The following is a 25,468-nucleotide window of genomic DNA, read 5'->3' as shown; positions in this document are numbered from 1 at the left end:
AAGCAAAGAGCAACATTCTTTAAGCAAACTGCAAAGTAAAAGAGGCTGACCATTTGGATAGGCCGCCTCTTTAAACTAAACAGTATTATTGTGCTAATCTTACCGTATCTCTTGCAATCATCACTTCTTCATTTGTCGGGATGATTAGTACTTTTACAGGAGAATGAGGATAATTAATAAACGCTTCTTTTCCTCGTACTTTATTTAATGTTGGATCCCAATACACACCCATGAACTCTAATCCACGAAGTACGCGTTCACGAATGACATCACTATTTTCACCGATACCTGCTGTAAAGATGATCGCATCAACGCCGTTCATACGCGCTGCATAAGAACCAATATATTTGTGAATTCGTGAAGTGAAAACTTCTAGAGCTAATTCTGCACGCTCATTACCGTTTTCCGCTTCAGTCTCAATATCACGAAGGTCACTTGAAAAACCAGAAACTCCAAGCATCCCACTGTTTTTATTTAATACGTCTAGCACTTCTTGAGCTGTCTTTCCTGTCTTCTCCATAATGTACGGAATTAAGGCAGGGTCAATATTACCAGAACGAGTTCCCATCGTTACCCCTGCTAGAGGTGTAAAGCCCATCGATGTATCAATTGATTTACCTCCGTCAATCGCAGCAATACTCGCTCCATTTCCTAAATGACAAGAGATCAAACGAATTTGTTCTAACGGACGGTCAAGTAATTCTGCTGCACGTTGAGATACATATTTATGGGATGTCCCGTGGAAACCGTATTTACGAATGCCGTATTCTTTGTAGTAATCGTAAGGCAAGCTATATAAAAACGATTTTTCCGGCATCGTTTGGTGGAAGGCTGTATCGAACACACCAACAGCAGGTACATTCGGTAACACTTCTTTAAAAGCTTTGACTCCAACAATGTTAGCTGGGTTATGTAATGGTGCAAGTTCAGAAACTTCCTCAATACCCGCTAATACTTCATCTGTTATTAAAACGGAGTCATTAAATTTTTCACCACCGTGAACAATACGGTGACCAATGCCTTCAATTTCATCTAATGACGAAATAATGCCAAGAGTTGTTAACTTATCAAGTAACATTTTTACGGCAAACGAATGGTCAGGGATATCTGTTGTTTCTTTTTTCTTATCACCGTCAACCTCAATTGTAAAAATACTATCACCCAAACCTATTCTCTCAACGATACCTTTCGTTAACACTGTCTCTTCTGGCATCTCTAATAATTGAAACTTTAGTGAGGAACTACCTGCATTGATTGCTATTATCTTTGCCATTATTATGAACCGCTCCTTCTTTATCGTACTGAGTTGATAAAAATATCACTCATATCTATAATCAAGTCTTATTCGTGGTCATGAAGTGCTACTGTAAAGCTAAATGATCATATGATGACCATACCTATTTAAACATTCAAATTCAGCAATTTCAACTATCTATAGTAAAGTCTTTAAATTCAGAAATGAATGCGCTTTAATACTGTTTTTATACAGTAACCCATCACTTAATGTAACCGAATGCCAATACTTTTATTTTCGATTTTAGTGGCTTTGTTAACTTTTTGGCTTGAACGTTACAGAATTTACTTTGATTCATTTACTTTTCCACGTTTGGTTGCGAAAAATAGGTTTGTTTTAGCATGATCTTCGTTGCAATTTTCTGTTGTGGAAGAATTCCTTTTTATACGAAAATAAAAAGGCCCCTTAAGATATTGTGGAATTAGAAACCATGAATTACTAATCACGGTTTCGTGAACATCAAATATCAAGGAAGCCTTTATTATTGCTTTTTCCAGAAATTCATTTTTGTAGGTAAAGTATTCGAGGGTCCTATGAGAGGTTTAATTCCTCTTTAAACCAACGATCAATTTGCTTTAACATATCTGCCAATGCGTCTTGGCGTGAAAAAGATGGCATTTCTGCGAGTAACGCTTGGCGTGGTTGAATTGCGTCTGGTCCTTTTTTCTGCAAGATTAAAATACTTTTTCCAGATTTTGAGTTTTTAAACATCGTCTGTGGCAATTGTAATAAGCCCAAGATGATTGATTTTTCTTTAAGGTATGCATTAAGTGCAGGTGCTTGATCACTTTCAAATAAAAAGTTAGGAATTAGAAAAATGAGATAGCCATTTTCTTTTGTCAACTCCAGTGATTTTTCAATCATTAAATGGTGAACAAACGACCGTCCTTCTTTCGCTCTCAACTCATAATTAGCTGCGATGTCATCGTTTGGATAATAACCCACTGGTAAATCCGAAATCATTACATCTACAGGAGCCAAGCTTAACGGACGAATGCTGTCCTGGTGATACAATTCAATTTCCTGTTTCTGTAAATTCGCACTCACAAACGCTAGATGTAGTAGTGTTTCATCCGCTTCTAATCCGTAGCTTTTTGATTTCTTCGGAAGCCCATTCATTACAGCCGTTAATAAGTTTCCTGTTCCAACAGCTGGATCTCCTATTGTCACTTCTTTCATGTTGCTGGTCACTTTATTAACTAAATAACTGATAAAAACAGCTACAGTATCCGGCGTTAAGGCATGATTCGGTTGGGTCGCTTCTTTCATGCCTTTTAGGACTGCTAGCTGGAGCGCTTTTCGTACTTCTTCTTTATGTAATGAATCTACATCGACTTGTTCTAAACGTTGTTCTAATTGCTTTTTAGTAGAAGAAGTGAGTTCCTGTACAACTTCCCCTTGAAAAAAGTTTTCACCTGCTTCCGCTAAAGCTTCTAGGTACGTAACGTCAAGCTCTTCTTTTAATAGTTCCGCACTCTCATCTAGTACTACGAAGAGTTTTTCTAAATTAGTTTTCGCTTCTAACACGATTTCTCCTCCGTTCTATTTTTTGTCCATTCGTATATTTTAGCAAAAACAATGAAATAATAAACCTTTTGTGGTGATTTTTTATTAGTTTAGCGTATTTGACAATATAATCAGCTTTACTAAATTATAAGATCTGATAAGTAGAATTCTTCTTTAAACTAAAATGTTAATTAATACTTGTCCTTATAGCGTATTTTTCTTAAGATTAACTTATTAGGAAAGGAGCCTCTGAAATGATTATTAAAACTCGTGATGAACCTGTAGAGTTGACCTTGTGGAAATATTTAAAGAGAAGGATGAATTTTTCTGAAAGCGATGAGAGTTACTACTTAAATATTCAAAGGGGGTTTATTGGAGAACAACAATTTGACACTTGGTTAAATGCTATTACTGTTGATTGTCTAATTTTGAATGATTTATTACTAGAATGTAATAATACAATTTTTCAAGTTGACAGCTTATTAATTACAGCAGAGACTATTTACCTTTTCGAAACAAAAAATTATGAGGGCGATTTCTTTATTTCTAACGATACTTGGTATACTTCCGCTAAAACAGAAATAAAAGACCCGCTACTCCAATTAAAAAGAAGTAATTTTTTATTTCACCGCTTACTGCTAGATCTTGGATTTAGCTCCTTGATACCTACTCTTAAAACTTACCTTATCTTCATCAACCCTCAGTTTCAACTTTACCAAACCCCTCTTAGCCTACCTGCAGTTTTTACAACTCAACTTAACCGCTTCATCAAAGATATTAATAAAAAGAATACATTAAAAATTAAAGATAGTCATACACGGTTAGCGAAACAATTGACAACCCTAAATATTAAAGAGTCTCCATACAAACGGCCACCGATATTTTCATATGAGCAATTAAAAAAAGGAATCCTCTGTAATTCATGTAAGTCAATTAATACTCAACTTGCTTCTAGAAAGTTAGTTTGTAAAGAATGCGACTCAAAAGAGGAAATTGAAACTGCAATTTTACGGTCCGTTGAGGAATTTAAGATTTTATTTCCTAATGAAAAAGTTTTCAACAAACATAATTCATGAATGGTGTAAAGTCGTCCATTCCAAGAAAACCATTCAACGCATCCTCTCGAAGAATTATGAAACGATTGGTCACGCAAGAGTCTCTTATTATGTTTAGCAACCGTTTTCTAATTCCATACTACTCCTCATGGTCCCAGTGTATATGTATACCGTTTTTTCCCGTTCTCTAGATTTTCGGGCGTCAACACCTTCTTTGATTACCGTTTTTTTCGGTTCTTCAGTTTTTCGGGCGTCAACTCCCTCTTTGACTACCGTTTTTTTCGGTTCTTCAGTTTTTCGGGCGTCAACTCCCTCTTTGACTACCTTTTTTCGGTATAATATTTTGCTGTCACCGTCTTGTTTAATTATTTTAACAGGAGTTTAGTTTATTGAAAAAAGAGGCTGAACGCTTCAGCCTCTTCTCATTATGTTATTTATTGAGCTGCTTTTACAGCTTCGATTGCTGCTTCGTAGTTAGGATGGTTTGTTGCTTCGGATACATATTCCACATACGTTACTTTATCGTTAGCATCAATGACAAACACTGCGCGAGCTAATAAACGAAGCTCTTCGATTGCTACACCAAATGCTTTACCGAAAGATAAATCACGGTGGTCAGAAACCGTTTGAAGGTTTTCGATACCAGCTGCTGCACACCAACGTTTTTGAGCGAATGGCAGGTCAACACTTACTGTTAAAACTTGTACATCACCTAGACCCGCTGCCTCTTCGTTAAAACGACGAGTTTGTTGGTCACAAACTCCAGTGTCCACAGACGGTACTACACTAATTAAACGTACTTTGCCTTTGCTGTCTGCAAGTGTTACTGGAGATAAGTCGTTAGCAAGTACTGTAAAATCTGGTGCTGTATCACCTACGTTTACTTCGTTACCTAATAATGTTACTGGATTACCTTTAAATGTTACGTTTGCCATAATTAATTTCCTCCCTTAGTTATTAACATATGTACAGTGTTAATCATAATTTTTTTTAGCAAAATTTTCAACCTATTTGTATTTCGTTATTTACTTAAAAATACCTGCTCAAATAATTTGAGTTCAAAATTAAATCATATTTAAACCCATCTTAACAACAAAGATTTGTTGCACAGAAAAAACGAAGGGTAAGATGGTACCCTTCGTTTTCTAACTTTTTAAGTTAAACGATCTGGATCAATATCTTCTAACGTTGATGTCGTTGAAGTTGTTGTAGTGATTTTTGTTTCCTCTTGGTTTTGATTTCCGCCACCACTGTTTACCATTTGCTGGATTTTTTCAACAACTTGTGGTGCAAAATCAAGAAGTTTTTCATAAAGGTGGGTATTGCTGTCTAAATGAACCATTTTAACACCTGTTGAACTTACAACTAAGAAAGCGATTGGTGTAATGGAAACACCGCCCCCGCTACCTCCACCAAAAGGATGCAACGTTTCAGTTGTACCTGTAGCTGTTTTATGGTCAACTACGAATTCACTACCACCCGCAGCAAATCCGAAGCCTACTTTTGAAATTGGCATAATGACACTGCCGTCAGGAGTTTCAACTGGGTCACCAACGATTGTATTTACATCAACCATTTCTTTTAAATTTTCCATAGCTGTTTTCATTAGACCTTGAATAGGATGATCTGACATAATAAATACCTCCTGTCATTTTTGTTATATTTCTATTGTCCCCAATTATCAACCTTTTATATCTTAAGTTTTGAATTATGTAGTTGAAATTGAGCTACGCCTTTTCTTCACTTGGTTTAAGTGATGCTGGCCGTCTTTTCCAGTGTCTTAATACAAGAAGGCCCGCGATGATAGAATGTCCGATTCTAAAGGAAATTATACATTTTAAATCGGTTTGAGACAGGGTTTGTTGAAAATGTGGATTAATCGTTAGCTTTGGCATATTTCTCATTCTTGTGTAATTCGCAATTAAGCCGACAATACCACCTTTTACAGACCAAGCCATTCCTGAAAGAAAGCCTGTTATAGCTGCATCAGATACTCCAACATTTGTCGTCCATCTTAAATCTTTAACAGAAACATGTTTTAGAAACCGGCGTACAATCTTATGGAACCCGACAACTTGCTGTAAAAAATCCTTTGCCCTTTCAAGTTCTCTCATGATCCTCTCAAATGTTATTTTTACTTTTTTCTCATCTTCTATTCCACCGATTTCTTGTTCTTCTTCCACAATTAATGATGGAGAATCTTTATCAATTTTAATTAACGGTGCCTTAAACGTATAAGAGAGCACTTTCCACATGCGGACACGAACCATTAATTCATCATCATCGCCATTATGATAATAACTGATAAAGATCGTTAATTTTGTTATACAAATAATAAATAAGAGCAAAAAAGTTATTAATACAACGAGAATGAAGATATTCATTCTAATCACCATTTCATTTTAAGATTATTAATAAGTCGTAACCTTTTCCATTATTGACCAATGTAAAAAAAATAAACCTGCCGAATGACAGGTTATCTTTCTTCATGTATGACATAGGTATCAGCAATTCGATCATGTAGCCCTTGTTTTGTTTGTGAAAAAGGGATGATCAAATAAAGCAACTTCAAAGGTAAAAAAGGATGGTGCAAATATCTGCCGATCACTTCTCGAAATACAGCCGTTTTCCATGAGAGACTTTCACCATTGGTTTGCACTACTTTTAGACCAAAGACTTGTTTCCCTAACGTTTGCGAAAACCACTTGGTCAACAGCGTGAAATATATAAATCCAACCAGCGTTGTTAAAGCCCCGGCAACTGAGAATAACCAAATCGTTTCCCTTGTAAGGTCTAACCATCTCAAAACAGGGGTAATTAAAATTCCGTTAATACTAAAAACGATAATACTGTCTAACAAAAACGCCCATAGCCGCATCCAAAATCCGGCATAGCGATATTCTCGTCCTGCATAGTTATCGGTCACGTCAATTTTTTCTTCTTCTTGTAATTCGTTATAGTTATTTTCCATAAACCTACTCCTACTTCGTATATAAATACATTAAGGACGGGGAATTTGTTTGTCGCAATAATTGTTGCAGTCCAAGTAAATCACCTTGATTTGTCGTTAACCTTTGTGCCGATAATTGAAGTAAATCATTAAAGCCTACAGATGTCTCATATCTGATCACTCGTAAGTTTCCAAAGCCTAAATCTTCAATTAATGCATCAACTGTTTCTTCATAACTTCCAATTTCATCAACTAGATCTAGTTGTTTCGCTTGAGCTCCGCTGTATATTCGACCGTCAGCAATATTTCTTACTTCAGCTTCAGTTAAATCTCTTCCTTCAACGATGACATTCACAAATTCATTATAGGCATCATCAATAATCGACTGGAGGATCTCTCTCTCATCTTCCGTCATATCTCTGGTCGGCGACATAATGTCTTTAAATTCACCGCTTTTAATGGTCTGTTCTTTAATACCAATTTGTTCAGCCAATTCAGAGACATTATACGACTGCATAATAACTCCTAAAGATCCTGTAATTGTTGAGGTATTTGCAAAGATTTTATCAGCAGGAGCAGCTATGTAATATCCACCAGAAGCGGCCATACTCCCCATTGAAACATAAACTTTCTTAAAGTATTCCTCTTGAATACTACGGATTTTATCATAGACCTCAGCACTTTCAACGACTCCACCACCTGGCGAATTCACACGAATAATAATTCCTTCTACATCCGGATCTTTCCCAGCATGCTCAAGCATTTGTAAAAAGGTTCGATGTCGGTATCCAGGAGTTTGAAATAGTAATGAGCTATCCTCTTGGTCTTGAATTACACCATTGACATCCAACACAACAATCTTTTCTTTTCTGTCTCCTTCACGTATTGTTCGTTCTACCCACTTACGATCTACGCCTGTAAAAACTTCATCCCAATTCGTTGTTGTAGTTGCTGTCCTAAAGTTAATCGTGGTGGAAAGGATAAATAGTACTACAACTGCTAATAGCGCAAGCCATCTTTTTTTACTCATATTCACAAACACTCCTATACATTAAATACATTGTTAAATTTTAGCATATTGTTTGAAATTATGAAACGAATGTACATTAAAAGAGATGACAATACTACGTATGAAAAAAATATTGTACTATAAGAAGGTAGTATATTTTTGAAAGGAAGTTACATATTATGCCCAATCGTAAAAATCTTTTTTTCTTTTATAAAAGGACCCCAGAAATGGAGGATAAAATCTCTTCTTTAAGAGATTTAGCTCATCAACACGATTTTGAAATCGTTGATGAAGTCGACAAAGCCAACATCATCGTTTCTGTCGGGGGTGACAATGCGTTTTTGCAAGCCTTACGAAAAACAAATTTCAAGGATGATTGCTTATACGTTGGAGTCAACACGGAAGACATTGGGTTTTATACCGATTTTACCATCCAAGAAGTAGATAAAATGATGGCTTCGATGAAAAGTGAAGAAGTGGAAGTAAGAAAATATTCAACTATTGAAGTAAAAATCGATGAAGAAACGCCATACTATTGTATTAATGAATGCAGTATTCGCTCCAACGTAATCAAAACATTAGTTATCGAAGTATATATTGATAATGAGCACTTTGAAACATTTCGTGGTGACGGAATTATCGTTTCCACTCCCACAGGTAGTACAGCTTATAACAAGTCAGTTCGCGGAGCCATCGTAGATCCACGTCTACCTTCAATGCAAGTAAGTGAAATTGCTTCTATTAATAATAACGACTATCGAACACTCGGAACCTCATTTTTATTGAGTAATACTCGTACGTTAAAGCTTGAAATTGTTCAGGATGGGAATGACTTTCCGATTATCGGCTTAGATAACGAAGCGATGAGCATTCGTCACGCAAAACAATTAGAGATAAAAGTATCACCACGTCAAATTAAAGTATTAAAGTTAAAAAACAATTCATTCTGGGAAAAAGTACAGCGCAAGTTTCTTTAAATAATAAAAAAGGAATGCGGAAAGTGCCGCTGATCAGTGACAAGAGCTGGAGGTCCATCAAAAGTGTTCGAGTCTTTGGACACAGTGGATGGACTGAAGCGACCTCGAGCCGATGGACAGCGGAAGGTACCGTTTTAGGAATAAGTGGAGCATCTATCCACCAAATCGTTTAAATAAGCGGACTGAGAGGCCCTTATTTTAACAAAAACACTGCTTTTTAGCTTTTAACGGACTCAGGAGCCCTTATTTGCTTAAAATTTCTGAGAAACAACATGAAAATTAGCAAATAACGGCCTCTCAGACCATTAAACTTCAAACAGAACCCCCTCTGAAGAAAATAAAGGCCTGTGAGTCCGCTAATTTCCATTCACTATTTTAATGGTTGATTCCGGTCTGCTACATATTTTTAGCAACATTCAACACGCTCGAATTCCTCTAGACGCTGCCCCGAGAAAACCAGTTTCATCCTGTTTTCGTTTTATATTAAGGCTGACATTGCGTCAGCCTTTTCCTTGTTCATACATGACTGTCTCATCAACGACGGTCATGATTGGATTGGCATCAATAATATCATTTCCTTTTAACGTAAAAAGATCTTTTTCTAAAATGGTGAAATCAGCAGCAAATCCTTCTTTAATGAGTCCAAAACGATCTTGTTTATTGATTGCAGCCGCACTTCCTAATGTATATAACTGTATCGCTTCAAACATGGTTAACTTTTGATCTGGCAAATATCCTTCATGATCCTCAAATAGTTTTCTTCTCGTTACAGCAGCATGAATTCCTACTAATGGATTTACACTTTCAATTGGTGCATCTGACCCACCCGCACATACGAATCCATGATTTAATAGCGCCTTCCACGCAAAGGCTAGAGGTAGTCTATCATATCCAAGCCTTTCTTCTACCCATGGAAAATCGGCAGCAACGAAAGATGGTTGAATGTCTAATATAAGTGGTAGCTTTTGCATTCGCTCGACTAGCTCAGGTCTTAATACTTGTACATGGATTAATCGGTCTGGCAAGTCACCAATAAGCGGATATTTCTCTATAGCATTCAATGCATACTCTACGGCTAAATCACCGATTGTATGGATGGCAACAGGTCTTTTTATAGATCTGGCAAACTTAATGATTTCACCTAACTCCTCCTCAGAATGAATCGCGACACCATTTGTTTCAGGTGCATCATTGTATGGAGAGCTAAGTAATGCGGTCCGTCCGCCTAATGCCCCGTCAGCAAAAATTTTTACAGCGCCTAATTCGATATAGGGATGTTCAGAAAATTTCTTAGCAAACTCTTGTTCAACGGTTTTGGCTACTTGATGATGGACGAGTAGATGGGCTCTAAACTTTCTTTCCTGGCCATCGACAACCTCTTCAAATGCTTGAAGCGGCCGGTCTGGAGAACCGTAATAAGATAAGTCTTCTGTATGCCCGCCAACTAATCCAAGTTGAAGCATGTCATCGACCGATTTCGTTAATGCTTTATGTAAATATTTCCTGCTGTCTTCTGGTACAGCTTGCTTGATTAATTCTTGCGCTTCATCAAGAAAATATCCTGTCGGTAAACCATCCGTATCACGAACGATCACACCGCCTTGTGGATCGGGGGTTTCTGCTTGAACATTAGCGAGTTCCATCGCTTTACTATTGGCTAATAAAGCATGACGACAAATTCTTTTCAATAACATCGGATGACCAGGTGCGATTTCGTCTAATTCAGTAAAATGAAAGATTTTTCGATCAGAAAAATTATTTTCATTCCAACCTTCCCCAATGATCCAGTCCCCTTCTCCTGCTTCTCTCACTTTTTCCAGCAATAACTCTTTCATTCTCATTGCAGAATCGACTTCTGATAAGTCAAGACGTATTAAGCGTTCACCGTGGCCAATCATATGTAAATGGCTGTCAACGAAACCTGGATAAGCAAATCCACCTTTTATATTCACCTTATTAGTAATGCCACTCCCAAAAGTTTGTTCCAATTCAGAAACATTCCCAAGCGCTTTAATGAACCCGTTTTCCGTTACAACTGCCTCGACTTTTTCCCCTTCTCTATTCATCGTATAGAAGGTACCGCCAAACCATAATGTCGCCATTGTATCACTCACTTTCTGTTTCGTTTCCATCACTTCCAACATCTTCACAAAACTCCGCATAAATTGCAAGGGGTAGACTAATACTCTTATACATAAAAGAAAACGCACCGATTAGCAAGCCCTTACGCGTAGTTGCACTTATCATAATTCTTAAAAGCGAGCCCTACGTCAAATGAACTTGGTGCTACGCTTTATACTTTCTTAACCTGAAACAAAAGGTAGGAGACGGATCTCCTACCTTTTAATAAACGAGCGCTCGCTCATTTTATACTATATTTATGCGTACATTTCCTTTTCACGTTGACGTAACTCAACACGACGAATTTTTCCTGAAGTTGTTTTAGGTAAGTCTTGAACGAACTCAATACGTCTTGGATACTTATATGGTGCTGTTAACGTTTTAACGTGATCTTGTAAGCTAGCAATTAAGTTTTCATCTTTTTCATCTTCTGGATTTCTTAAGACGATAAATGCTTTTACTACACTTCCGCGAATTTCGTCTGGGCTTCCTACTACTGCACATTCCTTTACAGCAGGGTGTTTAGTAAGTGCATCTTCAACTTCAAATGGCCCAATCGTATAACCAGAACTAATGATGATATCATCGCTACGACCTTCGAACCAGAAGTAACCATCTTCATCTTTTTTCGCTTGGTCACCAGTAATGTACCAATCGCCACGGAATGCCATAGCTGTACGCTCAGGATCCTTATAATACTCTTGGAATAAAGCAGGTGTACTACGGTGAACCGCGATGTCTCCTACTTCACCTGGCTTTACAGGATTTCCATCTTCATCAATAACTTCTACTTGGTTTCCTGGTGTAGGTTTACCCATTGAGCCTGGTTTAATTTCCATTCCCATTAAAGTACCAACTAATAATGTGTTTTCAGTTTGACCATAGCCATCACGAACTTCTACATTAAAGTGTTTCTTAAATGTATCGATAACTTGACGGTTTAATGGCTCACCCGCTGATACCGTACTGCGTAAAGCTGGTAATGAATACTCTTCAATGTTATCTACTTTTGCCATCAAGCGGTATTCAGTTGGTGTACAACATAATACGTTGATTTCATGGTCTTGAAGTAATTGTAAGAATGTATTTGGACTAAATTTACCGTGGTATACAAAAGCCGTTGCTCCCATACCAATTGTCGATAAGAATGGACTCCAAATCCATTTCTGCCATCCTGGAGCAGCAGTTGCCCAAACCGAATCTCCTTCTTGAACACCTAACCATTTTTTAGATGCTGTTTGTAAATGCGCATATGCCCATCCGTGTGTATGCACAACCGCTTTAGGGTTTCCTGTTGTTCCTGATGTATATGGTAAGAATGCCATTTCATCGCGTTTCGTTTTAGCGCCCTCGTATACATCACTTGAATCAGCAGCCAATGCATCAAGAGAGATCCAGCCCTCTTCTTCAGCACCAACGACAAACTTATGCGTTAATGATGGCATTTCTTCTTGAATAAGATTCACTTCAGTAGTGAATTGATAATATGCTATAACTGCCTTTGCTTCCGCATGATTAATACGGTAGATTAAATCTTTCGCACGCAGCATTTCTGAACATGGAATAATGACTAAGCCTGCTTTTAGACAAGCTAGATAAGTAAAATAGGCCTCTGGTAATCTTGGCAGAAGTAATAATACTCGATCACCCTGTTTTAACCCTTGGCTAACGAAAGCGTTTGCAATCTTATTTACATTTTTTACTAATTCTGCATAAGAAACATTACGAGTTTCCCCTGCTTCGCTTAACCACTTGATTGCTAATAAGTCCTCATTCTGCGCAAATTTCTCTACTTCTTGTGATAAATTGTAATACTCTGGTGCAATTAAATCTTCGCGTTTCATGTAGTTTCCCCCTCATCAAAAGTATCGGACAATTCTATTATAACAGAATTCGACTATTTTTTTGAATATTTTTTTAAATAAAAAAATAAAGGGTACGGTATAAACCGTACCCTCATCAGCCATGATATAAATGGTAATTTAGATTATTGTTGTTGATAACCACCCATTTGTTGCTCTGCCATTTGTACTAAACGTTTAGTGATTTCACCACCGACAGAACCGTTAGCACGAGAAGTTGCATCTGGACCAAGTTGAACACCGAACTCAGAAGCGATTTCGTATTTCATTTGGTCTAATGCTTGTTGTACTCCAGGTACTAGTAATTGGTTTGAGTTGTTGCTGTTGTTGTTTGCCATGTGTCTCACCTCCTTTGTTAACTATAGACTGTGTCAGATGAGGTGTTTTAATGCAAATTTCTCACTGGTAATTGTTACATTTAACTTGACAATCTGATTTTAGTTAAGTAAAGGACGGTATTATCCAAAAGCTACAACGACGATAAAACGCAAAGAAAACTCGCCGATTGGCGAGCCTTAGGGGCCTAGACAGCGTTGCCCTTATATTTTGTACTTTAAAATTTTCACCCTCATCGAGTACCATTATGCTAAAATTTTATACTTTCCTCATGTGCAAAAAGACCGCCATTCGGCGGCCTTTTTTGATAAATAGTGAAATTAAAATAAGTCATCTACACTTTGTTCTTCTTTAGTTGGTTGATTACGAATAGTGATCACTTCTGTTTCAGCTACTGCTTTATCAACTAATGATGTAAAATCAAAGTTACCTTCAAATTTATTTGCTAATTCTCTTCTAGGCCTTGTCTTAGAATTAGGAGGCAAGAAGATAGTACAGCAATCTTCAAAAGGTAAAATCGACGTTTCGTACGTACCAATTTTTTTGGCGATTTCAATAACTTCTAACTTATCCATCGTAACTAATGGACGTATGACTGGTAAATTTGTAACTTCATTTATTGCATTCATACTATGGAGTGTTTGACTCGCTACTTGTCCTAAACTTTCCCCTGTAGTAATAGCCAACGCTTCTTGTTTTTGATTATTTGCAATCTTTTCACTGATTCGCATCATCATTCTTCTCATAATCGTCATCGCATAGTCACCAGGTACTTTTTCATGGATGGTCGTTTGCATTTCTGTAAATGGAACAAGGTGCAATTGGATCGTTCCACAATATTTCGTTAAAATTCTGACCAAATCTTTTACCTTTTCTTTTGCACGTTCATTTGTATAAGGCGGGCTGTGAAAATGAATAGCGTTTATTTTCACCCCGCGCTTCATTGTTAAATAACCAGCGACCGGACTATCAATTCCACCAGATAACATAAGCATTACTTTCCCGCCTGTACCAACCGGCAACCCACCAGCGCCAGGAATGTTTCCACATGTAATATAAGTTGCCTGTTCACGAACTTCGACTCTTATTTCTACATCTGGTTCATGAACGTTAACTGTTATATCGTCCGTATTTTGTAATACATATCCACCGATCAAAGGATTTAATGATTGTGAACCAATTGGAAAATTTTTATTCGGTCGCTTTGCTGTTACTTTAAAAGTACGAACGGGTTGATTTCTACTATCCATAAGCGCGGCAAGTGCACCTTTTTGGATCGCTTCTAATTCGTTTTCAACTTTTAAAGCTAAGCTAAATGAATGAATACCAAATACATCTTTTAATTTCTCAATAATTTCTTCTTCGCGTGCATCATGTAATTCAATCATAATTCTTCCAAACATTCTATGCACTTTTATATCATAGCCCTTTAAAACAACATTAATATTACTTGCCAGTGCTTTTTCAAATACTGAACGGTTTTTTCCTTTTAATGCCAGTTCACCGACACGAACTAATATATGATCATATTTCATTTTTCTACCTCATCACTTGTAATAATTTTGGGACTTCCTTTTTCATCACTTGAATAAATGCTTCAACTTCTTGATCTTTCGTTTCATAAGAAAAACTTATGCGAATCGCACTCTCAGCTCGCTTTTGACCTAAGCCCATTTCTAATAAAATTCGACTTGGTGAAGATAATTTCGACGAGCATGCGGATTTAGTTGAAACATATATTTGTTGATGCGATAACGCTTGAATGACCACTTCAGGTTTTGCACCGGGAATCGAGAAATTTACAATATGCGGCGCATGACCATCACCAGATCCACTATTAAGGACTATACCATTGATTTCTTTTAATCCGGCAATCGCTTTTTGTTGTAGTTGCATCAGGTTTAATTTTCTTTCTTCTGCCTTTTCAATCGTCATTCGAAGAGCTTTTGCTAAAGCCGCAATACCAGGTACATTTTCTGTTCCAGCTCTCAACCTCGCTTCTTGAACACCACCATGCAACATTGGACTTAGAGTAATTCCCTCTCTTACATATAATGCACCAGTTCCTTTTACCCCATGAAATTTATGACCCGATATCGTACAAAGATCGATATGATTTGCTTTAAAATGAACTGGAACTTTTGTTACTCCTTGTACATGATCCACATGAAAAAATACTTTTGGATAATCTTTAAGTACTTCTCCAATTTCTTGAATGGGCTGGACAGCCCCTGTTTCATTGTTGACATGGATAAGGGATACTAAAATCGTATCTGAACGAATAGCTTGTTTGAGATCGTCAAGCGAAACGTGTCCTGATTGATTGACCGGTAAATACGTCACATCAAAGCCTTTATTTTCTAATTCGGCAAAGGTTTCATATGTTGATGCGTGCTCTATTACCGATGTAATGATATGTTTCCCCCTAGATTGATGCTCTAAAGAGACTCCTTTTATAGCTAAATTATTTCCTTCTGTTCCCCCAGAAGTAAAAATAACTTCTTTAGCTTTGACACCTAACAATTTGGCTATTACCTCTCGAGAACGTGTTAACACTTTCTCCGCTTCTAATCCTAGTGTATGAAGAGAAGACGGATTACCAAAATATTGCTCAGAAACAGTCAAATACGTCTCAAGAACTTCTTTATAGGGTTTTGTTGTAGCACTGTTGTCTAAATAAATCATACACAATTACCCCTTCTAAACGACTTCATTTTACAACTAATTATCATAACACATAAAAAAGCAGAATGGTAATAAGAAAAGCGAAAGGCGCCTGCTTATTGGCGACAAGCGCTGGAGGGCCAGCAACTTGTGTCTTGGTTTTGGACACAATTGATGGACCGAAACGACCTAGAGCCGATGGCGCCTGCAGCTAGACAATAAGAAAAGCGGAAGCGTCCGTTTAGCGGCGTATGGACTGGAGCACCCCGTATGAGATGAAAGATACTCGGCAAGTGCTAACGAGCCGATGTTGACTTATCGTAAGGAGGGGAGCGAAGTACACCAGCCGCTGGATGCTGCAGCTAGACAATAAGAAAAGCGAAAGGCGCCTGCTTATTGGCGACAAGCGCTGGAGCGCCAACAACTTGTGTCTTGGTTTTGGACACAATTGATGGACCGAAGCGACCTCGAGCCGATGGCGCCTGCAGCTAGACAATAAGAAAAGCGAAAGGCGCCTGCTTATCGGCGACATGCGCTGGAGGGCCAACAATAAGTGTCCTGGTTTTGGACAGTTCTTTTACTTGATATATATTAATACGAGCATTGCAATACTTTTTTGAAATTAGAGAATAATTTTAATTTTAGATCTTGTTTTATGCTGATATAATTTTTAAAAAATTATGATAGTATGGGTTACAGATATAAAGAAAACGTTTTCACCGGAGGTTAACGATATGAATACACTCTCAACAAAAGAAACGGTCGCCATAGGCTTAATGACGTTTGCGTTATTTTTAGGTGCCGGAAATTTAATCTTCCCACCAGCTATGGGTCAAGCAGCGGGAGAAAATGTGTGGGTAAGTACACTAGGATTTTTAATTACGGGAGTCGGGTTGCCACTACTTGCCATTATTGCGATAGCTCGAGCAGGAGGAAATTTACAATCTCTTTCAAATCGCGTTCATCCGATCTTTGGCGTGATTTTTACATTGACGATGTATTTAGCAATTGGACCTTTTTTCGGCATTCCTAGAACAGGTACGGTAGCTTATGAAATTGGGGCAGTTCCATTCTTAAGCCCATCGGTATTAACTTCTAGTATGCCCTTATTTTTATACACAGTTATCTTTTTCGGACTTACGTTTTGGTTAGCGCTCAACCCAACAAAACTGGTTGATCGAGTAGGAAAACTTTTAACGCCTATCTTATTATTAATTATTACAGTACTTGCAGTAAAAGGTATTATCACTCCACTTGGATCGATTGAAGGTGTGGCACAAGAGTATGAAGCCGCTCCATTTTTTAAAGGTTTTCTTGATGGTTATTTAACCATGGATACAATTGCAGCTCTCGTATTTGGAATTGTTATTGTATCACGGATTACCGAGCGTGGAGTTACTGATAAAAATGTGATTACTTCTATAACGGTCAAAGCCAGTTTAATTGCAGGAACAGGATTAGCCTTAGTCTATTTAGCTCTAGCGTACCTGGGTGCAACCAGCGTCTCTACTCTTGGCATGTTAGACAATGGTGGAGCTATACTTTCTGGAACCGCAAATGAACTGTTTGGAGTTCTTGGAACTGTGTTATTAGCAGTAGTCATTACAGTTGCTTGTTTAACAACGTCTGTTGGATTGGTATCCGCTTGTGGTGAATATTTCGTTAAATTGATGCCGAGATTGTCTTATCCTATGATTGTTGCCATTCTTTCTGTTTTTAGTTTAACTATGGCGAACATGGGGTTAGCCCAACTAATTTCATTCTCTTTACCGGTATTAATTGCGATTTATCCAATTGCGATTGTTTTAATTGTTCTATCATTTTTACACAAAGCATTTAAAGGAATGCCTCAGGTTTACGGCGGTTCCTTAATTGGTGCAGGAGTTATTAGTATCGTGGATGGATTAAATGCAACATCACTACAGTTAGGTTTTATCAATTCCGTATACAGTCACATCCCGTTGTTCGCAGAAGGGGTAGGTTGGTTGCTTCCTGCAATCATCGGTGGAATTATCGGGTATATATACGGTAGCACGAAAAGGAATCCTACAAATTAAAGTTCTAGCTATCATACTGCTTGCTATATGAGGGACAAAAATAAGAGGCTGACATTTTATTTTAAATGTCAGCCTCTTATTCATTTATTATTTCAAGTAACTCATCTACAGATATCACTAGGTGCGGGGCTAATTCTTTTGCCTTTTGCAAAGTAATTCCATTTTCTTTTTGTAGATCCGTGATACTGACACTAATTTGAGGTTGTTCTCCCTCCTCATCAGCTAACAGTGGTTTATACTCTACAATTTGATGATCTTCTTCGTTTAACTCTTCTGATGCTAGAGGTGAATGAAGGAGAGTAAATACGACAGTCGTCCAAACCACAATACATAATAACGAAGCTACTGTGAGTAGTATGTACTTTTTCATATTAACCCTCCTTATTCTATTAATTATTATACAGACACCGTATTCTTTTCTTCTTTTTCAGAAAGCTTTTCAAGTATGTTAGGTTCATACTTTTGAATTGCAGTTGAGGCAAGTTCAATTGCATCGTCATAATAAAAACTTCGAAAAGCCATTTCAGCTTCACTAAGTTGTATACTCGTCTCCTCTGACTTTCTGCGATAGCGGTTTCCATATTGTATTAATCGTTCAGCTAACTGAGATTTTTCTACGGTTTCCTCAATCAGGGTATAGACATTATTAACTGCAATTGCAGCTTGTTCGACAATATGAATAACACCAGTCATATCCAATGGTATTTCTTCTAACTTTTGGATAGAGGTTAAAAGTTTTTCTTCCCCTTCTGCCAATTCACTATTGATATAAGACGGTAAACCGGGGATATTGCTCTTTTGAACAATTCGCTTACCTTCTAACAATTTAAACTTCAACTCTTTTAAGGTTTCTTTTGCTTTCAGTTCATCTTTACGAAGAGTATCTAATGCAAGCCGAGATGCCTCAAGAGCTGCTTCTAAGTTTTCATAATTACTATTGAAGTCCTCTACCATTTTTTGCAATGTCGTAAAAGATTGCGTATTGTTAATCGCTGCATCCTCTATTACACTCAACTGAGTAGTCAACTCTTTTAATTGTTTATTAATTTTTTGGTGGTTTTTTAAATCTTCTTCAGCGACACGATAGCTCTGTTGTACTAATTGTGCATCTTCATTTAATTCTTCTATTTTTTCATCGGTTTGAATAAACTTATCAGCGATTTGATCCAAATACGTTTGAACTTTCTGCTTGCATACCGCTTCGGTTTCTAGTGCTTCGTAAATCGTATCGACTTTTTCATTTAATTGAGCTATTTTTTCTTCCATCTCTTCTAACTCTAATTTATGAACAGAAGAAATTAATGCTGTACTCGTGTCTTTAATCATCTCAATATCTTTTTCAAAACTAAAGTGTTCTAGATTAAATCCAGCTTCTTCCATATCTTTCAGTCCAAAGTACAAATTTTTCAATTCACTTGGAATATTCGTCTGTAACTGAACGAGATACTTAGGGATAGTTTCCATTACTGAGGATTCCGTTTCAATTTCTTCGTTTATTAAAACAAGTACTTCGCGTGCTTGAATATAGTTCCCTGATTTGGTTGCTTCATCAAATAAAGAAAACTTTTCGTAAATGCCCTCAATTCGTTTTTCAACTAATTCAGTAGCTTTTCCGAATGAAGAACGATGTGTTGAAAAGTGCTTTTTTAAATCTTGATATAGCTTTTTTATGTCACCAATTTCCGTACGATTTTGTTCTGCACTTTTTACTAATACATCGATATCGTCTAGCATTTCTTTCAATTGGTCTTCGACTTCCATTAAACGTTCTTCAATAACTTTATTCTTTTCTTTAGCCTTTTTAAAACGGTACTTGTTCGCTAATTCTTCAACATCAAACAGATCTTCTTCTATATCAGGAAGGACAACATCGACTACGCCATCCCAGTCTTTACGCCATGTTTCAAACTTTTCCTCTGTTTCTCCAGACATTGTCAGCCCTTTAACCTTCGCAATTTCATCAGTAATTGGCCTATTCATTATATCCATTTTCCACTCTTCTAATTGGTCCACCTGTTTGTATATACTTTTCCTCGTCCAAGCTCCGTATCCAAAAAACAGTATGACAACAGCAATTGTTATATATAAATAAACCATTTGAGGGTCTCCCTTCCGTCCTAACAAGTCGTATATCCTATGTATTTATTATCCGTATTTAAAAGTATTGTATATTTCTACAGATTTTTATGTTTTCTGATAGATTCTGATACATATTATGATACCATGTAACAAAGGATTTGGGTTGACTTTTTTAGGAAAAATTAAAGAAAAGGAGTGTTTTTCATGATAATACACGATGGACACGTTCATACACCTTTTTGCCCCCACGGTTCTAAGGATCGTTTAGAATCTTATATTAAAAAAGCAATAGAGCTTAATATAAAAGGAATTACTTTTACAGAGCACGCTCCACTACCACTAGATTTTGCAGATCCAGTACCTGAAAAAGATAGTGCTATGACTTGGGAAAATCTCACTCCCTACATTGATGAAATTCAACAATTAAAAGAAAAGTACAAAGGAAAATTAACGATATTGTTAGGGCTCGAAGTGGATTTTATTGAGGGGTATGAAGATCAAACTCGAAAGATATTAGATGAAACAGGACCCTATTTAGACGACGCTATTTTATCTGTCCATTTTTTAAAACATAATAACAGTTACTTTTGCCTAGACTATAGCCCTGAAATGTTTGAAACGATGATTGGTGTGTTTGGATCTATTGAAGCCATATATGACACGTACTTTACAACAGTACAAAAATCAATTGATGCGAATTTAGGAGCATATAAACCAAAAAGAATTGGCCACATTTCTCTAGTTAGAAAGTTTCATCAAAGATTTTCGCCGACAAAAAAGTATGATGCTGCCTTTCATCAATTGTTAGACTCTATAAAAGAAAAAGGTTTGGCATTAGATTATAATGGTGCCGGTGTTGTAAAACCATTATGTGGTGAACCGTACCCTCCTGAAAGTGTTATAAAAGGCGCATTAGAAAGAAAAATACCCCTTATCTATGGCTCTGATGCTCACAGTGTTAAGGGGTTATCACAAGGGATTGAAAAACTTTATACAGGCGCAACATTTAGTGTTCCTGAGCGCTTATCCTGAAGCTTTTGTTACAAAAAGATTTGGTTCTTGGCTTAAGTAGCTATCCATCCACATCGATAAATAACTAATATAATGTTTTAAAAAGTAGCGCTCGTGCGGAATTAAATGATGAACTTCACGAATGTATTGCGGATGTAAAAACGGCATGATCAGCATTCCTCTTAGTTGGATAATAATAAAATCGATCGGTTGCCGTTTGAACTCTTGGCGATCCATACCATTCTTAATCATTTGGTAGTACATATGTTTTTCTTTCATCAAATACGTACTCATTACTTCACGCACGAGCATTGTATCTAACGTAATTTCACGATGCACGAAACGAGCTAAATGATGGTTTTCTTGTTGATATACAAGTACATTTTCTAATGCAATTAACAAACAATCTCTTGATGGCCTTTTGTTCAAATATTGAACGCCCTCATCTAATGCTCCAATAAACCCTTCGAAAAAAGTAGCCATTAATTCTTCTAGTAAACCCTTTTTGTTTCCAAAGTAATATGAAATCAACGCAACATTAACGTTAGCACGCTCAGCAATCATTCGAACCGATGTACCACTAAATCCTTGTACATTAAATAAAGAAATCGCCGCATCCATAATCTTTAGCTTCGTACTTTCCTTTTCGCTTATCATTGCCCGTTCCCCCTTAAAAACTATGTACTAATATATTTCTTGGTCCTTTTAGCATGCCCTTCGTAAACCTCTCGACAAACCAGAAGAATGTTTCTACATGATTTCCTATAATGACATGATTTCCGAGTTAAAGAATCGAGACATGTTATACAAACCGTCGAATTATACTAGAGAACGTTCCTTTTGAGATAATTAAGTCGTATCAACACTAAAGCTCCCGTTCATTACATCTAGAGTTAGGAAACCCGACAGATTCAAAAAGAGACTAACTTTGCGTTAGCCTCTCCTAATTTTTAAAGATGGGTTTGGTCAATGACTTGGTTTTTCCCTGACTTTTTAGCGATATATAAACATTCATCTGCCATGTTAAATAGTAGTTTAAGTGATTTTTTCTCCTCCGTTTGAGCCCAATAGGATACCCCGCATGAGATTGTAACTCTAGGGCTCGTTTCAATAGCAACATTTTTCACTATTCGTTCCGCTATCTTTTTACCTGTTTGCAACTGAACTTTCGGCAGATAAATAGCCAGCTCTTCCCCACCCCATCTCGCTGCAATATCGTTATCGCGAATATTCTTCTTCATTACATTCGCTACTTGAATTATGATATCATCGCCGACTTGATGACCGTACGTGTCATTAATCATTTTAAAGTTATCAATATCGATTAATATAAAGCATCCGTATGCATCACTAAACATCGATTCTTGTATTTTTTGATCAAGATAATTACGTGAATACAACCGAGTTAAATGATCAGTAATAACAAGACGTTCCATTTCTTCGTGTAAAATTGAATTCGTAAAGGCTAACGTCGAATGATGAATGAGTGATTGTAACAACTTGAAGTTTTCAAACGTGAAGTGATACGGGTTTTTATGAAGAACGACGACCATTCCTTTTAACTCGCCACTTTGTATCATCGGAACAGCTAACAGGGACTGATAGGGATCTATTTCATAAATACCATCGGCTTTTGCATCTCCTACAAATAACGATTCTTTCTCAACTTTAATTTTTTGACTTAAAGTTGCTAAAGGAGCTTGAGCATTATCTGTGAAGTAATATTCAGTACTTCCTTCTAAAACATTTAATTCACCGCTGGTAAACATAATATAGCCGACTTGTTCAGCACTAAATGATCGAAGGATTTGATCTGTCATAAAGCGGATTGTATCTGATAATCGCAAATTTGAATTTAGTTGATGTGACGTTTGATTGATTAATTGTAAGTCATTGATTAGTTGTTGTGACTGCTGATAGAGCTCGGCATTTTCTAATGCATTCCCACCGATATCAGCTAACGTTTCAATAAATTCTATTTCATGTTTAGGAAATACCATTGAATTGGTCGTTTGTATTTGCATCACACCGTATACGCCCTGTTTTCCTCGTAATGGTGCATAAAGTCTGGAACATTGATCTTTTTTTACGTCTTCAATTTGAATATCTCCTGTTAAAAATGCAGTTTCCCCTACACCGTATGATTCAATGCCATAATTAAACTGCTTCACAGGCAGGTTTTCACTTACTTTCCAGTCCCTAGATAATAATAAGTTCACTGTAAACGATGGATACATTTCCCCCACCGCATAAATCATTTCACCTAATACTTCTCCTACGTCCATGGATGAGTGAAATTTTTTTGTAACTTGAAGCAAGAGTGCCTTCCTCTTTAGTTCGACACTTGCTCTATCATTTTTATGTGCTTGTAATAAGATTGGTTTTACTTCTTGAAGAAAGCACTTAAACTCTTCATAGTTATTCTCATCTACTTGTTCGTCTTTCAACAGGATAACAAGAACAGTTAACGGGTTGACTGTTTCAGTACAAGTAGGAACAATTAGTGCTTTGTCGTACTGAAAATCACAGGACATCCACATATTTTCAGTTATTTCTGAATGTGTGTATATACCCCATTCTTTTTGAATGGAGTTTCTGTGTAAATAGCATTGATTAGGGCTTGCCTCTATTAGGTTTGTAGTTGAAACAACTAAACTCAGCAGTTCATCATCTACCCTTTCAAAGAGAAGTATATCCTTTACGAATGGATCAAATGATGTTTGAATTAACTCTAATATTGGGTTAGCAATGGTCGTCATGTTTATATCGTAGTTCGACTCTTTTAGGATTGTTTGCAGTGAATTTGCAGCTTCCTCCATACCCTTTTCAGTCTTTTCATGACGATAGTTCTGTAAATAATAAGACAAATGAAGAGCGTTACGAAGTCCTTCTAGGAAACTTTTTATCGAGATGTCTTTTTCCGTTTCGCTACTACTTGCAATCATTCCAAGGTAACCGTCCCAAGCCTTCTCTGGTAATGAAATGCTAATTATATCCGCAAAGCATCCATTTAGATCAAATGGATATTCTTTCTCTAGCATACTATCTTTTAATTGGTACAATACTTCAATCATTTTGGTGTTTAGTCCACCAATTTCTCTGATGGTAACTATCTTCCCTTCTTGATCAGCAACAAATAAGACAGCAGATCGAAAGCATTTATCAAACGAAACACTGTCTGTGACTGACAACTGTAAAAGTTTAGACACATCTATTGAATTAACTTCGTTAGCATTAAGTTGATTCATGTTCTAGCACCACCGTTACATACTTGAGACAGCTTTCGATACTTTGATAATAGGAAAATAAAACTATATTTATTGATTTTTTTTCCAACAATAATAATTCTTTGTTTCATTATACCTGATTTATTATTGTATTACTATAAATATATGTAAGGACTATTTTCTTTTAATTAGATAGTTATCGTGCACTGTAAAGGGCTATTGTTGACATCGGTATTGTAAAGTAATATAATAGCATTTGTGTGAAATAAGACAGCCAAGGTAAACTTGATTTGGACCCTCTCATTTTGTTCCTCAATTCAGCGGCTGCTGAATGTGTTGAGGTGCATCGCGTAACTTCACGCTGTCGAAGCGAAGGTGCATGAAAGCAAAATGACCATTTCAGGAGATTGCCATAACTGTTGTTGTTTTGCTCAAACAAAATAACAAAGGAGGAGTCATTCATGGCTCGTTATACAGGTCCATCTTGGAAATTATCTCGTCGTTTAGGTATCTCATTAAGCGGTACTGGTAAAGAATTAGAAAAACGTCCTTACGCACCAGGACAACACGGTCCTAACCAACGTAAGAAAATCTCAGAGTACGGTTTACAACTACAAGAAAAGCAAAAGCTTCGTCACATGTTCGGAGTAAATGAGCGTCAATTCCGTCGTATTTTCGACGATGCTGGTAAAATGCCTGGTATCCACGGTGAAAACTTCATGATCTTACTTGAGTCTCGCCTTGATAACTTAGTTTACCGCATGGGTCTTGCTCGTACTCGTCGTGCAGCTCGTCAGCTAGTAAACCACGGTCACGTAATGGTTGATGGAGGACGTGTTGATATTCCTTCATACCGCGTAAAGCCTGGTCAAACGATTTCTCTTCGTGAAAAATCTCAAAACTTATCAGCTGTTAAAGAAGCTATTGAAGTGAACAACTTCGTTCCTGGATATATCTCTTTCGACGCTGAAAAGTTAGAAGGAACTTTCACTCGTTTACCAGAACGTTCTGAGCTTCCTGCTGAAATTACAGAAGCGCTAATCGTAGAGTTCTACTCTCGTTAATAACAAGAAGAACGATTGGATTTATTCCAATCGTTCTTTTTTTACCCTCTCTTGTAATTAAGTTGTGCTAATTTAATTTTTCTTTATTTGCTTTCGACTTTTCCATTATCTCGATTATTGACAACTAGTTAACAAATCCCCTTACACAACTTTTCTAAAAATCGAGTAGGAGGGGGTGACTAACCCCCGACCTCTCACACCACCGTACGTACGGTTCCGTATACGGCGGTTTCATTTAAGTCCAACGCTTTGTTTG

22 protein-coding genes are annotated in these 25,468 nt (G+C 37.0%); 6 read left to right on the top strand and 16 right to left on the bottom strand.

From position 1 onward, the window contains the following. Nucleotides 1-85: 85 nt before the first annotated feature. On the bottom strand, nucleotides 86-1,273 hold the full coding sequence (locus tag AC2VNP_RS21045; protein ID WP_486919258.1) for an acetate kinase: 1,188 nt from the start codon (nucleotides 1,271-1,273) through the stop codon (nucleotides 86-88). A 552-nt stretch (nucleotides 1,274-1,825) separates the two neighbouring features. Beyond that, the gene (locus AC2VNP_RS21040; RefSeq protein WP_486919257.1) at nucleotides 1,826-2,821 is read right to left on the bottom strand and encodes a class I SAM-dependent methyltransferase; all 996 of its coding nucleotides are present in this window, start codon (nucleotides 2,819-2,821) and stop codon (nucleotides 1,826-1,828) included. Between the two features lie 233 nt (nucleotides 2,822-3,054). On the opposite strand from AC2VNP_RS21040, the gene AC2VNP_RS21035 reads away from it, so the two are divergent. Next, complete coding sequence (locus tag AC2VNP_RS21035) at nucleotides 3,055-3,876, top strand: nuclease-related domain-containing protein (protein WP_486919256.1); 822 nt, start codon at nucleotides 3,055-3,057, stop codon at nucleotides 3,874-3,876. Between the two features lie 413 nt (nucleotides 3,877-4,289). On the opposite strand, the gene tpx is transcribed toward AC2VNP_RS21035, so the two are convergent. The 5 genes from tpx to sppA form a co-directional block, all read right to left on the bottom strand. After that, nucleotides 4,290-4,790, bottom strand: a complete 501-nt coding sequence (gene tpx, locus AC2VNP_RS21030; RefSeq protein ID WP_486919255.1) for a thiol peroxidase — start codon at nucleotides 4,788-4,790, stop codon at nucleotides 4,290-4,292. Nucleotides 4,791-5,008: 218 nt separating this feature from the next. Next, nucleotides 5,009-5,488 (bottom strand): GerW family sporulation protein, encoded by a 480-nt coding sequence (gene ytfJ, locus AC2VNP_RS21025; protein WP_486919253.1) that lies wholly within the window; start codon nucleotides 5,486-5,488, stop codon nucleotides 5,009-5,011. Nucleotides 5,489-5,582: 94 nt separating this feature from the next. Continuing rightward, entirely contained in the window at nucleotides 5,583-6,239 is a 657-nt protein-coding gene (locus AC2VNP_RS21020; RefSeq protein WP_486919252.1) for a DUF2953 domain-containing protein, read from the bottom strand. A gap of 92 nt (nucleotides 6,240-6,331) precedes the next feature. Further along, nucleotides 6,332-6,826 (bottom strand): RDD family protein, encoded by a 495-nt coding sequence (locus AC2VNP_RS21015; protein WP_486919251.1) that lies wholly within the window; start codon nucleotides 6,824-6,826, stop codon nucleotides 6,332-6,334. 10 nt (nucleotides 6,827-6,836) lie between these two features. After that, nucleotides 6,837-7,835, bottom strand: a complete 999-nt coding sequence (sppA, locus tag AC2VNP_RS21010; RefSeq protein WP_486919250.1) for a signal peptide peptidase SppA — start codon at nucleotides 7,833-7,835, stop codon at nucleotides 6,837-6,839. Nucleotides 7,836-7,993: 158 nt separating this feature from the next. Between sppA and AC2VNP_RS21005 the strand changes: the two genes are divergently transcribed. Together AC2VNP_RS21005 and AC2VNP_RS21000 are read left to right on the top strand one after the other, a co-directional pair. Then, nucleotides 7,994-8,791, top strand: coding sequence for an NAD kinase (locus tag AC2VNP_RS21005; RefSeq protein WP_486919248.1), 798 nt, complete (start codon nucleotides 7,994-7,996; stop codon nucleotides 8,789-8,791). 14 nt (nucleotides 8,792-8,805) lie between these two features. Next, complete coding sequence (locus tag AC2VNP_RS21000) at nucleotides 8,806-8,964, top strand: hypothetical protein (RefSeq protein WP_486919247.1); 159 nt, start codon at nucleotides 8,806-8,808, stop codon at nucleotides 8,962-8,964. Nucleotides 8,965-9,291: 327 nt separating this feature from the next. Here the strand turns inward: AC2VNP_RS21000 and AC2VNP_RS20995 are convergent, their stop codons facing one another. The 5 genes from AC2VNP_RS20995 to AC2VNP_RS20975 form a co-directional block, all read right to left on the bottom strand. Beyond that, nucleotides 9,292-10,935: an amidohydrolase gene (locus AC2VNP_RS20995; protein ID WP_486919246.1), complete on the bottom strand. Its 1,644-nt coding sequence runs from the start codon at nucleotides 10,933-10,935 to the stop codon at nucleotides 9,292-9,294. A 234-nt stretch (nucleotides 10,936-11,169) separates the two neighbouring features. Then, the gene (gene mbcS / locus AC2VNP_RS20990) at nucleotides 11,170-12,756 is read right to left on the bottom strand and encodes an acyl-CoA synthetase MbcS (protein ID WP_486919245.1); all 1,587 of its coding nucleotides are present in this window, start codon (nucleotides 12,754-12,756) and stop codon (nucleotides 11,170-11,172) included. 143 nt (nucleotides 12,757-12,899) lie between these two features. Then, entirely contained in the window at nucleotides 12,900-13,112 is a 213-nt protein-coding gene (locus AC2VNP_RS20985; RefSeq protein ID WP_486919243.1) for an alpha/beta-type small acid-soluble spore protein, read from the bottom strand. 318 nt (nucleotides 13,113-13,430) lie between these two features. Then, entirely contained in the window at nucleotides 13,431-14,645 is a 1,215-nt protein-coding gene (gene thiI, locus AC2VNP_RS20980) for a tRNA uracil 4-sulfurtransferase ThiI (RefSeq protein WP_486919242.1), read from the bottom strand. Nucleotides 14,646-14,649: 4 nt separating this feature from the next. Then, nucleotides 14,650-15,795, bottom strand: a complete 1,146-nt coding sequence (locus AC2VNP_RS20975) for a cysteine desulfurase family protein (protein WP_486919241.1) — start codon at nucleotides 15,793-15,795, stop codon at nucleotides 14,650-14,652. Nucleotides 15,796-16,508: 713 nt separating this feature from the next. Between AC2VNP_RS20975 and brnQ the strand changes: the two genes are divergently transcribed. Continuing rightward, nucleotides 16,509-17,831, top strand: a complete 1,323-nt coding sequence (gene brnQ / locus AC2VNP_RS20970) for a branched-chain amino acid transport system II carrier protein (protein ID WP_486919239.1) — start codon at nucleotides 16,509-16,511, stop codon at nucleotides 17,829-17,831. Nucleotides 17,832-17,907: 76 nt separating this feature from the next. Here brnQ and AC2VNP_RS20965 read toward each other — a convergent pair whose 3' ends face one another. Beyond that, complete coding sequence (locus tag AC2VNP_RS20965) at nucleotides 17,908-18,201, bottom strand: hypothetical protein (protein ID WP_486919238.1); 294 nt, start codon at nucleotides 18,199-18,201, stop codon at nucleotides 17,908-17,910. A gap of 26 nt (nucleotides 18,202-18,227) precedes the next feature. Next, nucleotides 18,228-19,928, bottom strand: coding sequence for a septation ring formation regulator EzrA (gene ezrA, locus AC2VNP_RS20960; protein WP_486919237.1), 1,701 nt, complete (start codon nucleotides 19,926-19,928; stop codon nucleotides 18,228-18,230). A gap of 186 nt (nucleotides 19,929-20,114) precedes the next feature. Between ezrA and hisJ the strand changes: the two genes are divergently transcribed. After that, a complete protein-coding gene (gene hisJ / locus AC2VNP_RS20955) occupies nucleotides 20,115-20,942 on the top strand; it encodes a histidinol-phosphatase HisJ (protein WP_486919236.1) in 828 nt (275 codons plus the stop codon). On the opposite strand, the gene refZ is transcribed toward hisJ, so the two are convergent. Continuing rightward, nucleotides 20,934-21,578 carry a forespore capture DNA-binding protein RefZ gene (refZ, locus tag AC2VNP_RS20950; protein ID WP_486919235.1) on the bottom strand — a complete coding sequence of 215 codons (645 nt, stop codon included), beginning with the start codon at nucleotides 21,576-21,578 and terminating at the stop codon, nucleotides 20,934-20,936. The two genes, hisJ and refZ, sit on opposite strands and share 9 nt — an antisense overlap. A 293-nt stretch (nucleotides 21,579-21,871) precedes the next feature. After that, nucleotides 21,872-24,169 (bottom strand): sensor domain-containing diguanylate cyclase, encoded by a 2,298-nt coding sequence (locus AC2VNP_RS20945; protein WP_486919234.1) that lies wholly within the window; start codon nucleotides 24,167-24,169, stop codon nucleotides 21,872-21,874. A gap of 440 nt (nucleotides 24,170-24,609) precedes the next feature. Between AC2VNP_RS20945 and rpsD the strand changes: the two genes are divergently transcribed. Continuing rightward, entirely contained in the window at nucleotides 24,610-25,212 is a 603-nt protein-coding gene (gene rpsD / locus AC2VNP_RS20940) for a 30S ribosomal protein S4 (RefSeq protein ID WP_486919233.1), read from the top strand. Nucleotides 25,213-25,468: the final 256 nt, after the last annotated feature.

It is taken from the genome of Alkalihalobacterium sp. TH-98 (genome assembly GCF_057473385.1).
Note: the sequence above shows the minus strand (reverse complement) of the source record. Positions and strands in the feature narration are given on the sequence as shown.

Bases quoted from the DNA above. Each gene is read 5' to 3' on its own strand.
- AC2VNP_RS21045 (WP_486919258.1), bottom strand. From the start codon at position 1,273: ATGGCAAAGATAATAGCAATCAATGCAGGTAGTTCCTCACTAAAGTTT.
- AC2VNP_RS21035 (WP_486919256.1), top strand. From the start codon at position 3,055: ATGATTATTAAAACTCGTGATGAACCTGTAGAGTTGACCTTGTGGAAA.
- tpx (WP_486919255.1), bottom strand. From the start codon at position 4,790: ATGGCAAACGTAACATTTAAAGGTAATCCAGTAACATTATTAGGTAAC.
- ytfJ (WP_486919253.1), bottom strand. From the start codon at position 5,488: ATGTCAGATCATCCTATTCAAGGTCTAATGAAAACAGCTATGGAAAAT.
- AC2VNP_RS21020 (WP_486919252.1), bottom strand. From the start codon at position 6,239: ATGAATATCTTCATTCTCGTTGTATTAATAACTTTTTTGCTCTTATTT.
- AC2VNP_RS21015 (WP_486919251.1), bottom strand. From the start codon at position 6,826: ATGGAAAATAACTATAACGAATTACAAGAAGAAGAAAAAATTGACGTG.
- sppA (WP_486919250.1), bottom strand. From the start codon at position 7,835: ATGAGTAAAAAAAGATGGCTTGCGCTATTAGCAGTTGTAGTACTATTT.
- AC2VNP_RS21005 (WP_486919248.1), top strand. From the start codon at position 7,994: ATGCCCAATCGTAAAAATCTTTTTTTCTTTTATAAAAGGACCCCAGAA.
- AC2VNP_RS21000 (WP_486919247.1), top strand. From the start codon at position 8,806: ATGCGGAAAGTGCCGCTGATCAGTGACAAGAGCTGGAGGTCCATCAAA.
- AC2VNP_RS20995 (WP_486919246.1), bottom strand. From the start codon at position 10,935: ATGTTGGAAGTGATGGAAACGAAACAGAAAGTGAGTGATACAATGGCG.
- mbcS (WP_486919245.1), bottom strand. From the start codon at position 12,756: ATGAAACGCGAAGATTTAATTGCACCAGAGTATTACAATTTATCACAA.
- AC2VNP_RS20985 (WP_486919243.1), bottom strand. From the start codon at position 13,112: ATGGCAAACAACAACAGCAACAACTCAAACCAATTACTAGTACCTGGA.
- thiI (WP_486919242.1), bottom strand. From the start codon at position 14,645: ATGAAATATGATCATATATTAGTTCGTGTCGGTGAACTGGCATTAAAA.
- AC2VNP_RS20975 (WP_486919241.1), bottom strand. From the start codon at position 15,795: ATGATTTATTTAGACAACAGTGCTACAACAAAACCCTATAAAGAAGTT.
- brnQ (WP_486919239.1), top strand. From the start codon at position 16,509: ATGAATACACTCTCAACAAAAGAAACGGTCGCCATAGGCTTAATGACG.
- AC2VNP_RS20965 (WP_486919238.1), bottom strand. From the start codon at position 18,201: ATGAAAAAGTACATACTACTCACAGTAGCTTCGTTATTATGTATTGTG.
- ezrA (WP_486919237.1), bottom strand. From the start codon at position 19,928: ATGGTTTATTTATATATAACAATTGCTGTTGTCATACTGTTTTTTGGA.
- hisJ (WP_486919236.1), top strand. From the start codon at position 20,115: ATGATAATACACGATGGACACGTTCATACACCTTTTTGCCCCCACGGT.
- refZ (WP_486919235.1), bottom strand. From the start codon at position 21,578: ATGATAAGCGAAAAGGAAAGTACGAAGCTAAAGATTATGGATGCGGCG.
- AC2VNP_RS20945 (WP_486919234.1), bottom strand. From the start codon at position 24,169: ATGAATCAACTTAATGCTAACGAAGTTAATTCAATAGATGTGTCTAAA.
- rpsD (WP_486919233.1), top strand. From the start codon at position 24,610: ATGGCTCGTTATACAGGTCCATCTTGGAAATTATCTCGTCGTTTAGGT.